At 40.7% G+C, this 15,402-nt stretch carries 11 protein-coding genes; 5 read left to right on the forward strand and 6 right to left on the reverse strand.

The features are described from left to right. Positions 1 to 175: 175 nt before the first annotated feature. The 6 genes from ACPZ3T_RS11130 to ACPZ3T_RS11155 form a co-directional block, all read right to left on the reverse strand. A complete protein-coding gene (locus ACPZ3T_RS11130) occupies positions 176 to 1,927 on the reverse strand; it encodes an iron uptake porin (RefSeq protein ID WP_490276210.1) in 1,752 nt (583 codons plus the stop codon). A gap of 62 nt (positions 1,928 to 1,989) precedes the next feature. Then, positions 1,990 to 2,949, reverse strand: a complete 960-nt coding sequence (locus ACPZ3T_RS11135) for a phosphotransferase (RefSeq protein WP_490277192.1) — start codon at positions 2,947 to 2,949, stop codon at positions 1,990 to 1,992. Positions 2,950 to 3,030: 81 nt separating this feature from the next. Beyond that, positions 3,031 to 4,815 carry an ABC transporter ATP-binding protein gene (locus ACPZ3T_RS11140; RefSeq protein ID WP_490276212.1) on the reverse strand — a complete coding sequence of 595 codons (1,785 nt, stop codon included), beginning with the start codon at positions 4,813 to 4,815 and terminating at the stop codon, positions 3,031 to 3,033. After that, complete coding sequence (locus ACPZ3T_RS11145) at positions 4,816 to 5,991, reverse strand: glycosyltransferase family 4 protein (RefSeq protein ID WP_490276214.1); 1,176 nt, start codon at positions 5,989 to 5,991, stop codon at positions 4,816 to 4,818. After that, positions 5,988 to 7,241 carry a glycosyltransferase gene (locus ACPZ3T_RS11150; RefSeq protein ID WP_490276216.1) on the reverse strand — a complete coding sequence of 418 codons (1,254 nt, stop codon included), beginning with the start codon at positions 7,239 to 7,241 and terminating at the stop codon, positions 5,988 to 5,990. The genes ACPZ3T_RS11145 and ACPZ3T_RS11150 overlap by 4 nt, the downstream gene beginning before the upstream one ends. Before the next feature lie 154 nt (positions 7,242 to 7,395). After that, positions 7,396 to 8,661: a glycosyltransferase family protein gene (locus ACPZ3T_RS11155; protein WP_490276218.1), complete on the reverse strand. Its 1,266-nt coding sequence runs from the start codon at positions 8,659 to 8,661 to the stop codon at positions 7,396 to 7,398. A 441-nt stretch (positions 8,662 to 9,102) separates the two neighbouring features. Here ACPZ3T_RS11155 and ACPZ3T_RS11160 point away from each other — a divergent pair, with 441 nt between their 5' ends. The 5 genes from ACPZ3T_RS11160 to ACPZ3T_RS11180 are packed head-to-tail and all read left to right on the forward strand — an operon-like array spanning position 9,103 to position 15,400. Further along, positions 9,103 to 10,320 carry a glycosyltransferase family protein gene (locus ACPZ3T_RS11160; RefSeq protein WP_490276220.1) on the forward strand — a complete coding sequence of 406 codons (1,218 nt, stop codon included), beginning with the start codon at positions 9,103 to 9,105 and terminating at the stop codon, positions 10,318 to 10,320. Continuing rightward, on the forward strand, positions 10,298 to 11,500 hold the full coding sequence (locus ACPZ3T_RS11165) for a glycosyltransferase family protein (RefSeq protein ID WP_490276222.1): 1,203 nt from the start codon (positions 10,298 to 10,300) through the stop codon (positions 11,498 to 11,500). Before ACPZ3T_RS11160 ends, ACPZ3T_RS11165 begins: the two co-directional genes overlap by 23 nt. A 46-nt stretch (positions 11,501 to 11,546) precedes the next feature. Next, complete coding sequence (locus tag ACPZ3T_RS11170) at positions 11,547 to 13,394, forward strand: ABC transporter ATP-binding protein (RefSeq protein ID WP_490276224.1); 1,848 nt, start codon at positions 11,547 to 11,549, stop codon at positions 13,392 to 13,394. Continuing rightward, positions 13,378 to 14,118, forward strand: a complete 741-nt coding sequence (locus ACPZ3T_RS11175) for a histidine phosphatase family protein (protein WP_490276226.1) — start codon at positions 13,378 to 13,380, stop codon at positions 14,116 to 14,118. The genes ACPZ3T_RS11170 and ACPZ3T_RS11175 overlap by 17 nt, the downstream gene beginning before the upstream one ends. A 1-nt stretch (position 14,119) precedes the next feature. Continuing rightward, positions 14,120 to 15,400 carry a colanic acid biosynthesis glycosyltransferase WcaL gene (locus ACPZ3T_RS11180; RefSeq protein WP_490276227.1) on the forward strand — a complete coding sequence of 427 codons (1,281 nt, stop codon included), beginning with the start codon at positions 14,120 to 14,122 and terminating at the stop codon, positions 15,398 to 15,400. Positions 15,401 to 15,402: the final 2 nt, after the last annotated feature.

Consider the following 15,402-nt stretch of genomic DNA (forward strand, 5'->3'; position numbering starts at 1 on the left):
ATCTTGTGAATCCCTTGTAGGGGCATGAAAGACCTAACCCCTAACCCCTTCCCTACAAGGGAAGGGGAATAAAACTCAAAGCTTTTATCCTTGGAGGACAGAGGTTTAGAGAGAGGTCAAAACAGTTGTAAATTCAAGCGAAAGCTGCTATTTTTATTCACATCAGGCGTAATTTTTAAAAGCTAAATGTTGTCCGAAGTGTGCCAACATAAATGTTGTCATTACTATTATTATGTTCTGGATTTGTGATGACAAATAATCCTGGAGTGATAGCCATATTATCTGTGATTTGCCAATGATAAAAAGCTTCTAGATGTAAAGATGTAGCCTTATCTTCAAAGGCTTTGTCAAAACTATTATGAGTTACTTTAGGCGGTTGACCAAGCACAAATCCGGCAAAACTTCCTTCTTGTCCTATATCTCTAAGAGTTAGAAGTAACGCCCATGTGGAGATAGTCGCATTGGGAGTTGTTGGTAAATCTGCGGCTGTGGCATTAATCACACCAACTCGCCCACCGAGACTGATAGTTGGGTTAATTTGCCAAGCGGCCTCTGCACCAAAGGAATTAGCTATAATTGCATCGGCTTGATCATCAAAAGGATTGTTAGTTAATTCGCTGCCAGTTCCAGTCTTTACATTATTGTAAGAATGGATATAGGTAAGACTAAGTGCTGTGTTTTTGGTAGGTTCGAGGGTAAGTTGAGCGATCGCGCCATAAGGACTAGCCAAAATTCCCTGCTCTGGATTAGCTACATTATTAGTGACATATCCCAATGATAAATTCACTGAGTCACTTAAATTATGAGAAATTCCTACACCCGCACCGCCACCTTGACGGCGAATGGGATTTTCTCGCCCAAAGGTGGAAATTGAACCGTCTCCGCTACCGCTAAACAGAGGATTAACACTAGGAACAAAATCACCTAAACCTCCTCCCAGTGCGTAAAGAGTGAGGCGGGTTTGTTTGCTGAGGGGTAATTTATAATCTATTTCATCTATTTCTACTTCGTTGTCATCGTCACCATCAAAGCCCAAATTAGCCATTTTAGTATCGGTAACATTTTCTAATTCCGGTGTGTTGCGTCCTTGCAAGCGGATTTGTAGTTTGTCTTTACCTGTGAAACTTGCTTCTAAACTGAGACGAACGCGATCGCTTAATACTAAATTCTCATTGATTGGTTTGGTTTTACTGTTAGCTTTTTTATCACCAGCAATTCCAGTCACAGCAAATATAATCTCTCCCTCTAGCTCAACTTGGGGTGAAAACTGTTGTGATTGTAAAGTAGCGACTTTGTTTTCTAATAAATCAACCCGACTGCTAAAAGTTAGTAATTCTGCTGCAAATTCTGATTTTAATGTTTGAATTTTACTTAATTTTTCTTGGTCAATTGTCTTGATTTTTCCCTGAGTGATTAGCTCATTTATTTGTATGATACAAGCATTGATTTTAGCAGCAAATTCATATTTAGACAGCGTTTGATTGTTTCTATTGATATCATTACTAGCACAGTGATATTTTTCAATTAATGATTGTAGGGTTTGCCATGTCCAACTATCTCTATTCACATCAGACAATTGATCCACTGATGTAATGTTCTTTAATTGATTATTATTGCTTACAGATGGGATAGTTTTTGCATTAGCTTTAGTTGTACTCAAAGCAAGTAAAACCGTCAAACAAATCAAGTGAAATTTTCGCACGATAATTAAACCTATCAACGCTATCTCCTGAAAACAATCAACTATAGGACTAGTATTTGATTTTTGACAAAATCTAAGTATATGTAGTGGCGTGGCAAGGCTAAAATAGTGTATTAAATGTAGGTTGGGTTGAGCAAGGCGAAACCCAACATGGATATCGGTGTTGGGTTTCCTTACGTCAACCCAACCTACTCCTAATTCATCATTTAAGGCTTGCCAAGCCACTACGTATCTATTTCCTGAAAACAATCAACTAGAATATCAAAACTTATAATTAGGAATGCGAACTATAAATCATGAGTTATCTTCAAACGTTGTTCGCATATATTTAATAAGGTTTCCGTAAAAGAACGACGTTCGGGGAATTGGGTACTGATGTGAATATGTCGGACTAAAGTTAGAGTAATATAGGCTTGAATTGCGGGTAAAAATTCCTTGCCTGATAGTTGCAAGAATCTTGTAATGAGAGCATCTTCATAATCTTGCAATACTTGTAAATTTCCAAAAGTACGCAGACTATATTCTTGAATATGAGCGATGAAATTACCAATATCAAGTGCTGGATTACCTGCACAATATAAATCCAAGTCAAGCAGATACAAACGTGAATTATTAACAATCACTTGATCAGGATAAAAATCACGATGAATACCACAAGGTTTTGATTCTGGCGTGTTTGCTCCCAAATTATCGCTAGCAGCTAATATCCGTTCTAAACGAGTTTGCCATTGTGGATATTGTTGCATGACCAATGGCATCCGTTCATGCAAAATTCGCAGTTCATCAGACATAGTATGAGAACGACGCGGAGGAATATTAGCTTGGTGCAACTTATGAGCAGCTTCAGCAATAAGTTGAGCCGGAAAAATACCGTTATTTCTTGAGAGTAATTGAGTAGAAATTTGCCCCTCAACCTTACGCTGTAACCACATTTGCCATTCAGGAATTATCCCCACAGGTTCAGGTACAGAAATTCCATCAGAACTATCATCACCAAATCCCGATTCCCACAGAGACTTCTGCAACTCATAACTATAAAAATCCGTCCCCTTAGCCCGCACCTTCCCAATTAGAGTAATCACTTCCCCAACATCATTAATCAACACATACTCAATCAAACAACGCCGCCCCAACTTATGACGAATCAGCCGCACATTTTGCACACGACAATTTTTAGCGATCGCCAAACACTCTCTAAAACACTCCTCCACCCGCACCCGATCCAGCGCATCCCCCAAAAAACCCATCTTCTCATCACTAAAACTCATACTCCGCGTACCTTTGCGCCTACCTTTGCGCCCCTCTGCGTTAAAAATCCTCTTCCCCCTCTAAACCCTCAAAGAAGCCTGCACCTCATACAAAGCCGCATACCGCCCATTTTTGTGCATCAACTCCCGATGAGAACCCTGTTCCACCACCCGCCCATGTTCCAGATAGACAATCACATCTGCGCGAGTAGCAAAATCCAGATCATGAGTAATCACAAAAGTTGTCTTATTCCGTGACAAACATTGCAGCGCATCAATCACAGCCTTCTCATTTACCTTATCTAGCCCCGTAGTCGGCTCATCTAAAATCAGGATAGGAGCTTGACGAATAGCAGCACGAGCGATCGCAATTCGTTGTCTTTGTCCCCCTGAAAGCGTCGCCCCTCTTTCCCCCACCAGGGTATCGTATCCTTGGGGTAAAGCTTCGATAAAATCATGAGCATGAGCTAGACGCGCCGCCGCTTCGATTTCCCCATCAGACACCCCAGCAACTCCGTAAGCAATGTTTTCGCGGATACTGGCAGCAAATAACAGACTATCTTGTAAAACTACACTAATTTGGGGACGTAATGAAGCCAATGTATATTCTCGAATATCCCACCCATCAATCATGATGCGCCCAGAGGTAGGTTCATACAGCCGTAATAAAAGACTGACTAATGTAGATTTCCCACCGCCAGAAGTCCCGACAATAGCGACTTTTTGTCCTGGTGCAATATCTAAATTAATATCTTGGAGTATTCCTTGTCCTGATTCATAGCCAAAGTGGACATGATCAAAACGGATTGCTCCTTGGAAAATCGGCGCAGGGATAGCATTTGGTGAATCCCGTATCTCTGGTTGCTGGTTTAATACATCTAAAATACGTTCACTAGAAGCCGCAGCTTTAGCCAGCCTTCCAGTGTACTTAGCGAAGTTCTGCACTGGCTTAAAGGCGTTCTTCAGGTAGGTAAGGAATACCAGTACATCCCCAGGGGTTAAGGCATCGCGCAGAGCCAGCCAAGAGCCATACCATAAAACGATCGCAGTTCCCAAGGCAATTACCCCGTCTACAGTACGTTCCAAGTGAGCCGCTAGACGTTGAGTTTTGACACTTTCTTGAAGACTGCGGTGATTTAATTGAGCAAATACCTGAGCAAAAGCATCCTGTAGAGAGAGGGCTTTGACTAACTTAATGGCTGCAATTGATTCCGCAGCCGTCGCTGCCACAGCCCCTTCTTGTTGACGCTGCTTGAGTGAGGACTCTTTAATGCGTCGGCTGAGTCGGTTTGTCACGAGCCAAAATAACGGCAGTGTCAGCAATGATAGTAAAGTTAGGCTACGATTCATCCAGAACATTACCCCAATCATCCCCACGAGAGAGAGAATGCTGATTAATAGGGGTAAAGCCGCCGTAATCATAATTTCTTGGAGACGGCTAGCATCACTACTAACACGGATAATTAAATCACCGCTACGGGCTTTAGTGTGATAAGCCAAAGATAAATCTTGGAGATGACAGTATAAACGATTACGAACTTTTGCCATAACGCGACTGCCGACGGTGGCTAATCCCACGGTACTACCATAGGCAGCTAGAGCGCGTAAACCTGTAATGATTAAGACAGCAACGGCTGAGAGTGTCAGTAATGTGATGGGTTCGAGACGAGCAATTACAGGTAGAGTATTTAACTTATCACCCCGGAGGAGAACATAATCAAAGACAAACTTTAAAGGCCAAGGTTCTAACACCCGTAGCCCCACATCCGCAACTAAAGCGATCGCGGAAATCAAAAGTAGTCCATAATGGGGACGAATATCACGCCAGAAATAAACCAACACTCCCCACAAACTTGCTTTTGGCATTTAGGATTTCACCTCCATTGGTAATGGAGAATCTAAGCCAGCTATCTGGATAATTTGGTGAGCGATCGCATCCCAAGTATGATGAGTAATGACCGTGTTTCGTGCAGCTTTTCCTAAATTATGCCGGAGATGAGGCGATCGCCATAATATCTCTAATGTCTCAGCTAAAGCGATCGTATCACCAGGAGGGCAAAGCATACCATTCACTCCATGCTCAATTAAATCAGTTAATTGTCCAATCTGACTAACAACCACAGGTAAACCAGCCGCCATATATTCATACACCTTCAACGGCGAGAAGTAAAAATCAGATTGGGCGGCGTAGGGTGCGACAGCCACAGTCATTGCAGCTAATAATTGCGGTACTGCTTCAGGATTTACCGCCCCTGTAAATTGAGTGTGAGTATTTAATCCCCGTGCCGCTAATTCAGCCTCTAGCTTTTCCCGTTCCGGGCCATCACCCACAATTAACAACTTAGCCTGGGGAACACGTTGATGTAGTAAACTAAAAGCCTCCGTTAAAATGGGCAATCCATGCCAAGGCTTCAAACTCCCGACAAATCCCACCGTAAAATCATCTGATTGACTTACCGCAGCCAGACTAGAAAAACGGCGAGGATTGACACCATTAGGGATGACATGAATTTTGCTCTCATCCACATAATCCATCAAGTAACTTTTCACCGCCTCAGAAACCGCAATCAAAGCGGTAGCAGCAGAAAACACCCGACGCGCCACAGCTTCCGCCCCATCTCGATCAATCAAACCCCGATGCTGCGCCTGTTCTAAAATTAAAGGTGAATTTACCTCCAACAACCCAGGAACACCCATATCCTGAGCAAATTCCATCGCCCCATAACTCCAGAGAGAATAACGCTCATAAACCAAATCAAAAGGTGCAGACTTCTCCAAACTCAACCGTAAATCAGGATTCATCCCCAAAGCCACCTGCTCACGCATCCCCCGTTCCAACTTAGGAACAGGTGGAAGTTGATGCACCACCACATCATTCAAATCCGTTGGTAACTCCCCCCCCAACCGAGTAGCAAACAAATCCACCCGTACACCTTCCCCCTTTAAACCCCGCATCACCTCCTGCACATGAATAGAACAACCCTTCTGTCCAAAAACAGGAATCCCCCCATCAGCACAAACATAAGCAACTCTCACCTTCATACCTCCTCCGCGCCTCCGCGCCTCTGCGTGAAAAATAACTCCCTCAAAACTTCCGTATTCCGACAAATATCAAACTCCGACTCAATCAACCTCCGAGCCTGAGTAGACAACCTCACCCGCAAAGCCTCATCCTTAAGAAGTTGCCCAAGAGCATTAGCCAACTCCTCCGCATCATATTGCCCTACAATCAAACCAGTCTCCCCATCCCGCACCACTTCAGGGATACCCGTCACCACCGTACTAACACAGGGAGTTCCCAAAGCCATCGCCTCCAGTAAAACCGTAGGTAATCCGTCCCGATTCCCATCTTGACCAATCACATAAGGCGCAGCAAACACAGCCGCATTCTGTATTAATTGAAACACCTCATTTTGCGGACGCGCACCAACAATTTGCACACAAGATTGCAAACCTAAATCTTGAATCTGCTGACGTAAAGTTGATTCTAAACCCCCAGTACCAACAATTTGACACTGAAACTGATAATTTCTCTGCTGAAGAACTGCACAAGCATCAATTAAAACAGATAAACCTTTCTTCTCAATTAACCGACTAACAGAGAGAATTAACGGTGGACGTTCAGCCGGAGAAGAATATTGTAACTGTCGCAAGTCCAAACCATTATATATGCGTTGAACTTGATTTGCAGACAAACTATACATCTTTTGGAGATATTTGAGATTATAGTCACTGACAGTCACCACCCTAGACGCATCCTTGAGCTTGCGCCGCATATCCTCAAATTCCACACTCTCATGAAAGATATCTTTAGCATGAGCCGTGAAAGTATAGGGAACACCTGCAAAGTGAGATGCTAGACGAGCTACACTAGTGGCCACAGTCCCGAAATGAGCGTGTAAATGAGTAATCCCTTTGAGCTTGACTTCTCGTGCTAACCAAGCAGCTTGGTAGACAGTGCTAGCTTTTTCCCCTTGAGCAACAGCCAGCTTTGACCAAAAATCAGGTATAACTTGACTAGCCTCCTGTAATTCCGCCCAAAAATAACTAGCGGCTGTAGGCGCAAGACTATTGAGAGAATCACTCACCCGTCCTTGAATTGGCTTACGAATATAAGTAACAGGCGCACGCACTTGGGAAATAATATTTTGAAAATGCGTATCAGCAGGCGGCCTCAAGGCGAAAATCTTGATATCCAACCCAGCCGCTTCATGAGCCAAAATTTCATTGACAACAAAAGTTTCAGAATAGCGAGGATAACGTTTGAGAACATAAGCGATAGACATGGACATTATTCGTGTCAAAAGGGTATAGGGGTGTAAGGGTATAAGGGTATAGCAAAGTTACTTATTTGCGTTCTTCTTTGCGCCTTTGCGCCTTTGCGCGAGCTTTTAAATAATATTCTTGCCAACACCAAAGAATTTATGCAACAAGTCGAAAGACTATTCATGAAGCTTGTGGCGGTGCTTGATGAGCAGACATCAGGATTTCATTAACAAATTGAGGAATGCGAGTGAGTCCATTAAGATCAACATAACTACGGACTTGTGGTGGCCGAATATCTTGGATAAGCCAGTCTGTCAATGCTTGAGATGTCAGCTTATTTGGATGTATATAATCAATTAAACCTAGAGATTTTAATTTTTCAGCCCGGATTAATTGTTCTTTGCGGGGTTTGATGCGGGGTAGAATGAGCGATCGCTTACCAAATGACAACAATTCACAAGTCGTATTGTAACCACCCATTGCAATCACGCGTTCGGCTTGATTTAACAACAATGTCGGCTCGGCTAAATATTCCAAGACACGCAAGTTTTCACGTTGTGCTGCATAGTTTTGGAGTTTCTGCCGTATTTCTCGCGGCATAAACGGCCCTGTTAAGATCATACCGTTCATCCCTGGTGGTAATTCAGCATGGGCAAAGGTTTCAGCTAACATTGCTCCATCTTGTCCACCACCTACCAAGCATAATACTAATCTTTCGGGTAAATTGAGTGATTTAAATGCTTGCACAGTCTCTAAATTGAGATGTTTGAGGCGGTAACGTTGGTCAAGATAGCCAGTATAGCGGAACTTAGCGACGGTTTTTGATTGCCAGCGATATTCTTTAGCTAAATCGTAGATGTTGCGATCGCCATACACCCAAACTTGATCATAATAGGTTTGAATCGCTTCTTCATTGCCTGCCCGCTTCCAATCTCGACGCACGGCAGCAGGTTCATCTAAGATATCCCGTAAACCTAGAATACAATGGGTTTTGCCTTCACTACGCAAGTATTCCAAGGTGGGATCTAATTCTCTAACTGCGCCTCGCGGAACATTATCGACAATGAAGATATCCGGTTGAAAGGTTTTAATAGTAGTGAGGATAACTTGCGATCGCAGTGTAATGATTTCGTGCAATGATAGATCCAATCTTCTGGCTTGATATTGCCCATCAATGTTTTTATGCAACGCCGGGAGAGTTAAACAGTCTACTCCTGGGGGTGTGGGAACATTGCTCACATCTGGAATACCACTAATCATTAAAACATCTGGTTTTAGGGGTGAAGATCCTAAAGTTTGAGCAATTAATAAATTACGACGTTTGTGTCCTAATCCCATTGTGTCGTGGGAATATAACGCAATGCGACACTTACGAGTATTGCTAGATAAACTACTAATAGCTGAGGTTCTGGGGTTGTTTCTAAAGAGGGGTAGAAATTTGCTCATGTGACTCCACACTAATTGAGGAAGTTGAAAAAGTATCAGAAATTTCAATGGAATCGATTGAATGCCTTCTTGGACATATCGTCTTACTCACTGCTAAATAGCATTGGTTATTTTAAATGCTATGTGTATTTGCTTATCTCTAGGCGAAAAGTAAAATTAATACTCAAATTTATTTAACTTTGACTTAAACTAAGTTTAATCTTTTCTTTATGAGAAGATAATTAAAGAAAAATGAGAAACTTCTCATGAAAGCGTTATCAGATATAAGATTCAGACTATTAGCCGCCTAAAAAATGGTTAACAACTGGCTAAGAAAAGAGAAAATACTACTAAATATACTGGAAATTTTCATGAGAATCTTCTCATAAGATGTTCATTCATCACTCATGTAGATAAGTAAATATGTGTATTAACAAGAGAAGATCGTAATTGGTAAAAATTATGCGACTGCTGGTATATTCCCATGACGCATACGGACTTGGTAACATCCGCAGAATGTTGAGTATCTGCAAACATCTGCTAGCTGAAATACCGGAACTCTCAATTTTACTGGTGTCTGGTTCACCGATGTTACAGGGGTTTCGTTTACCCCAGGGTTTAGATTACATCAAACTGCCTTGCTTGAATAGAGGCGCAACTGGCGAAGTGGCGGTAAAATATCTGGGAATGGGGGTAGAAGAGACGGTAAGATTGCGATCGCAATTAATTCTCTCTGCTGCCATTAACTTTCAACCAGACTTATTTCTAGTAGATAAAAAACCATACGGTATCAAAAACGAATTAGCCAGCACGATTAATTATTTTCATCACAAATTACCCCAAACCAAGCTAGTTCTCTTACTGCGTGATATTCTCGACTCCCCACAAGTCACTATTTCCGAATGGAAAAAAAATCATTATTACACAGCTATAGAAAAGTATTACCACCAAGTTTTAATAGTCGGAACGCCAGCAGTTTTTGATACTGTCAAAGAATATAACTTTTCCCCCGCTATTACCCAAAAGTCTCATTACTGCGGTTATATCCATCATCAATCAGGTTTAAAACCATCTGCACAAGTGAGAGCAGAATTACAAATATCCCCCACAGAAAAATTAATTTTAGTTACCCCTGGCGGCGGTGAAGATGGTTATGAAATAGTTGCTACTTATCTTGATACAATTAAATTAGATACAGCTAATATCTACAAAAGTTTAATCATTTATGGGCCGGAAATGCCCACAAAGCAAAAACAACTCGTGATGGCAGCAGCAGCCAAGAATCCTCAAGTACAGGTGAGAGAATTTACAGATGATTTAATGAGTTATATCCAGGCAGCAGATGCAATAGTTTCAATGGCTGGTTATAATACAGTTTGTGAGATTTTATCTGCCAAAAAGCCTGCCATAATTATACCACGCTCTCACCCATCACAAGAGCAATTGCTGCGCGCTCAAAGGATGGCTGCATTAGGTTTATTTACAGCCATTCATCCCGATGAATTTACTACATCAACCTTAAAAGCTGCTCTAGAAAATCAGTTTTCTATGTCTCAAGTTACATTCAATATGAATGGCTTGGATAACATCAAAGAACACATCCAGATTTTATTAACTCAAACAAGTTGCGAACGCCAATTCAAGTATGAAAAAAATCATGTTTTATTGCCAATATCTTAGCGGTATGGGACATTTAGTCAGAAGCACAGAAATAGTGCGGAATTTAGTTAAATATTTTGAGGTTTATTTTATTTGTGGAGGCCCAGAAATCAGGGGTTTTGCAATTCCGCCACAAGTAGAATTAATTAAACTACCTGCACTATGGTTAGAAGATGGAGAATTTAGAGTAGAGGATAGTGATAAAAGTGTTGAACAAATCAAAGAAATCAGAAAGAATCTGTTAATTTCAGCTTTTGATAACATCAAACCCGATTGTTTAATTACCGAATTTTTCCCCTTTGGCAGACACAAATTATTGTTTGAACTAATTCCCTTAGTTGAGCATATTAAAACTACAAATCCTGATACAAAAATTGTTTGTAGTTTACGTGATGTAATTGGCAAGGAGAGCAACCCGCAGGAAGAAGGAACTATTTGTGATTTAATGAATCGCTATTTTGATTTATTACTATTTCACGCTGATGCTAATTTTCAGAAATTCTCTGAGAGTTTTCAGAGATATAGAGATATTAAATCTAGGATTATTCATACTGGCTTCGTGACTCAACCAGTGAAAGCTGATGTTAATCATCATCAACTGTGGGGTAAATTCAACCCAGAAACACTAAAAATTATCGTGAGTATTGGCGGCGGTAGAATTGGTTATGAATTGTTAGAAACAGTGGTAGCAGCTAGCCCAATCTTAGCAAAAAAGATACCGAATATTATCAAAATATTTACTGGGCCGTTCATGCCAGAAGCCAAGGTAAAGCAATTAAAAGAATCAGCAAAAAATCACAATAATATTCAGATTGCCACATACACATTACATCTACTTGCTTATATGCAAACGGCAGATATTTCTCTTAGCTTGAGTGGCTATAACACGACTATGAATATTTTAAGTACGGGGGTGCGTGCTATTGTTGTGCCAATTGGCCATGAGCATCAAGATCAAGAACAGTTAATTAGAACTCAGAAATTACAACAGTTAGGAGTTGTTGATTGTTTGTTACCACAAGATTTAGATCCGGGTTATTTATCTGAGAAAATTATTGCTTCTTTAACCAGGAATATAACTTTAGATTGCTCTTGTAGGTTTGATTTGCAGGGTGCTGAGAACACAGCTATATTCCTGAAGGATTTTTTGAATAATCATCAAAATCTATCTCAACCAGAGGAGATAAGTTTAAAAGATTAATTTTTTCTATTGATAATTATATGTTGGTGAAGGAGAGGAATAATTAATGGGACAACGTGCCAAAGAAAAGGAATTAATAGGAGTTATTCCAGGTATCTTGCGAATATTAAATAAACTTTCGCTTTATATTCGGCAACAAAAAGTTTTAATTGCTGGTTCTTTTCTGGCACTTTTACTAGAAACTGGCTTACGTTTGCTTGAACCTTGGCCTTTAAAATATGTATTTGATTATATTCTGATACCTGCTCACAATAACTCTGTTAATTCTATTAACCATTATGGATTAAGTCCGGTTTTATTATTAACTTTGGCGGCTGTTGCCATTGTCGTAATTTCTGCGGTGGGTAGCATTGCTGCCTATCTTAGTACCTATGGAATGTCTTTAGCTGTGGTGCGGGTGTTATCAGAGGTACGTGGTGATGTTTTTAATCATTTACAACATCTTTCTTTATCCTTTCATCAAAAGTCTAAAAGTGGTGATTTAATCGCCCGTGTCACCGCCGATATTGAAAAAATGCGGACTGTGACTGTAAAAACTGCTTTGCCTTTATTTACGAATACATTCTCAGTTTTGGGAATGTTGGCGATTATGTTTTGGTTAAATTGGGAGTTGGCTTTAGTAGTCTTGGCTATTTTCCCATTATTAATGTTGTTAACCAGTAATATGATTAGCCGCATTCGTAAATTTGCTAAAAAACATCGTGATTCTGAAGGGGTTTTAGCAGCAACTACTGGTGAAACTATCGGTGCTATTAAGGTGGTGCAAGTTTTATCTCTTCAGACAATGCTACATGATGTTTTTTCAGCACAAAATCAAAAGAGTTTAGATGAAGCAATTGAATCTTTAAGATTATCAGCCGCACTAGAAAGGGCTGTCCAAATTTTAATGGCAATAATTATTGCTGTGGTGTTGTGGCGTGGTTCTCATGTGGTGCTACATCAAGAACTTACACCAGGGGAATTATTGGTATTTATGAGTTATTTAAAAAATGCTTTTGAACCGATGCGGAAACTATCCAACCAAATTGGACAAATTGCTAAAGCTACAGCTTCCGGGGAACGGGTGGTAGAACTTCTCGACTATGAACCGAATGTCAAAGATTTACCAACAGCGAAACCAGCACATCCTTTTTTTGGTGCGGTGCGGTTTGAAAATGTTGGGTTTGGTTATGACACAGAAAAAGAGATTTTAAACAATATTAGCTTTACTGTGCAACCGGGACAGCAAGTGGCAATTGTAGGGGCTTCTGGTAGTGGTAAATCAACGCTCCTGAGTTTAATTTTACGGCTTTATGATCCAGAAGCGGGGAGAATTTTAATTGATGGTCAAGATATCCGCGAATATACTTTAAATTCTCTCAGACAACAAATCAGTGTAGTTTTACAAGATAGTGTGTTATTTGCTGTCAGTGTGAGAGAAAACATCGCTTACGGTAAATTAGGATGCTCTCATCAAGAAGTAGAAAAAGCGGCAAAGTTGGCGAATGCTCACGAATTTATCATGAACTTGCCCCAAGGTTATGATACGATTTTGGGCGATCGCGGTGGTACACTATCAGGAGGACAACGACAAAGAATTGCGATCGCTCGTGCTGCAATACGTCAAGCACCAATAGTTATTCTGGATGAACCCACTACAGGTTTAGATAAAAAAAGTGAATATATAGTTAACTCTGCACTCAGTAAACTAACCAAGGGGCGAACAACCTTTATTATTTCCCATAACCTCAAAGCAGTAGAGAACGCAGATATAATTCTCTACGTCGAGGGGGGAAGTATTTTAGAGCAAGGTACACACGCAGAATTAATGGCTGTAGGTGGTTGCTACGCCACTTTATACCGGATGCAAAGTATTGTTGATGCAGAGGGCGATATCTATGCGGTTGAAGCTTGAAAAAAGCTCAGGAACTCGTGTGGTGCTGTTACGCCACGGGGAGAGTACGTTTAATGTTTTGGGTTTATATCAAGGTAGTAGTGATGAGTCGGTATTAACTGAAGTTGGGCGCAAAGATGCGCGAATTACTGGGGAGTTTTTGCAGGAAATAGCATTTGATGCTGTTTATATCAGTTCTTTGAAGCGGGCGCAGGAAACTGCTAAGGAAATTTTAGAGGTAATGAATGTTCTACCAAAGTCGGTTTTTATTACTAATAAATTACGGGAAAATGATCTACCTGGTTGGGAAGGTTTAGCATTTGAATATGTGCGGGAAGTCTTCCCGGAAGCTTATAAACTTTGGAAACAACGTCCCCATGAGTTTTGGATGCAGGTAGATACTGAAACACGGTTTTATCCGGCTCTGAATTTATATCAACGGGTGCAAGAGTTTTGGCAGGATGTGTTACCAAATCAGGTTGGTAAAACTTTGTTGGTGATTGCACATGGGGGGACAAATCGGGCTTTGATTAGCACTGCTTTGGGTATAAGTCCTGAGTTTTATCACTGTTTTAAACAGTCTAATTGTGGGATAAGTATACTGCATTTTTCTGATGGTTGTTTGGGTTCTGGGGCGTTGGAGGTGATGAATTTGAATAGTCATTTGGAGTGTTTTAGAAAGGAAAGGAGGATTTTGAAACGCAGAGGGGCGCGGAGGTTTACGCAGAGGGGCGCGGAGTTTTAAGATGAAGGTGGCTTTTTTTGTTTGGCGATTTCCGGTTTTGTCTGAGGCTTTTATTCTTAATCAAATTACGGGTTTGATTGATAGGGGACATGAGGTTTATATTTATCCTGTGAATGGTTTACCTAAGAATTATACGGGTAAGGTTCATCCAATTGTGGAAGAATATAAGTTGATGGATTGTGCTTATTTTCCTCCTGTTGTTCCTGAGAATATTGTTTGGCGTTTTTTTAAGGGTATTGGGTTATTAGTTAGGAATATTTATCAGGGTTCTTTCAAGAGTTTGCGCTTTTTTTATGGGAAGTATGACAAGGAAGTAAGCACTTTAAAAACTTTTTATCGGATTGTGCCTTTTCTGGAAGATGGTGTATATGATATTATTCACTGTCAATTCGGTACGTTAGCACCTATTGCCCTTGCTTATCGGGATGCGGGAATAATTTCTGGTAAGCTAATTACGACTTTTCGGGGTATTGATATTAGTAAATATGTGGAGGAAAATGGCAGGGATGTTTATGAGCAATTGTTTCGGGAAGGGGAGTTTTTCTTGGCGAATTGTCAATTTTTTGGCGATCGCGCGGTGAATTTAGGTTGTGATTCTGATAGAATTGTGGTTCACGGTTCTGGTTTGGATTGTGGAAAGTTTACTTTTAAACCTCGTTATTTCCCTGCTGATGGTAAGGTACAGATTGTAACGACGGGACGCTTGGTAGAAAAGAAAGGAATTGAATACGCTATTCGTGCAGTTGCTAAAGTAGCGGAATTTTACCCTAATATTCAATATAAAATTATTGGTGATGGGGAGTTAAAGGAACATTTTGAACAACTTATTGCGGAACTAAATATTGGTCATATCGTCCAATTATTGGGATGGAAGCAGCAAAAAGAAATTGTCGAAATTCTGGATAATGCTCATATTTTTATCGCGCCTAGTGTGACGGCTGCTGATGGTAATCAAGATGCGCCAGTGAATACTTTAAAAGAAGCGATGGCGATGGGTTTACCTGTGATTAGTACGACGCATGGCGGGATACCTGAATTAGTAGAAGATGGGGTTTCTGGGTTTTTAGTTCCAGAACGAGATGCGGATGCGATCGCTACTAAATTACTCTATCTTATTCACCATCCCCAATTGTGGGAAAAAATGGGTAAAGCTGGACGTGCGCGTGTTGAAGAAAAATACGACATGAACAAGCTAAATGATGAATTAGTGGCTATTTATAAACAAGTTCTGCAAACAGAATTACCTGTAAGAGCTTTGCGAGAAGAATTAACTCATATCTAAAT

The organism is Aliinostoc maniaoense (genome assembly GCF_058172895.1).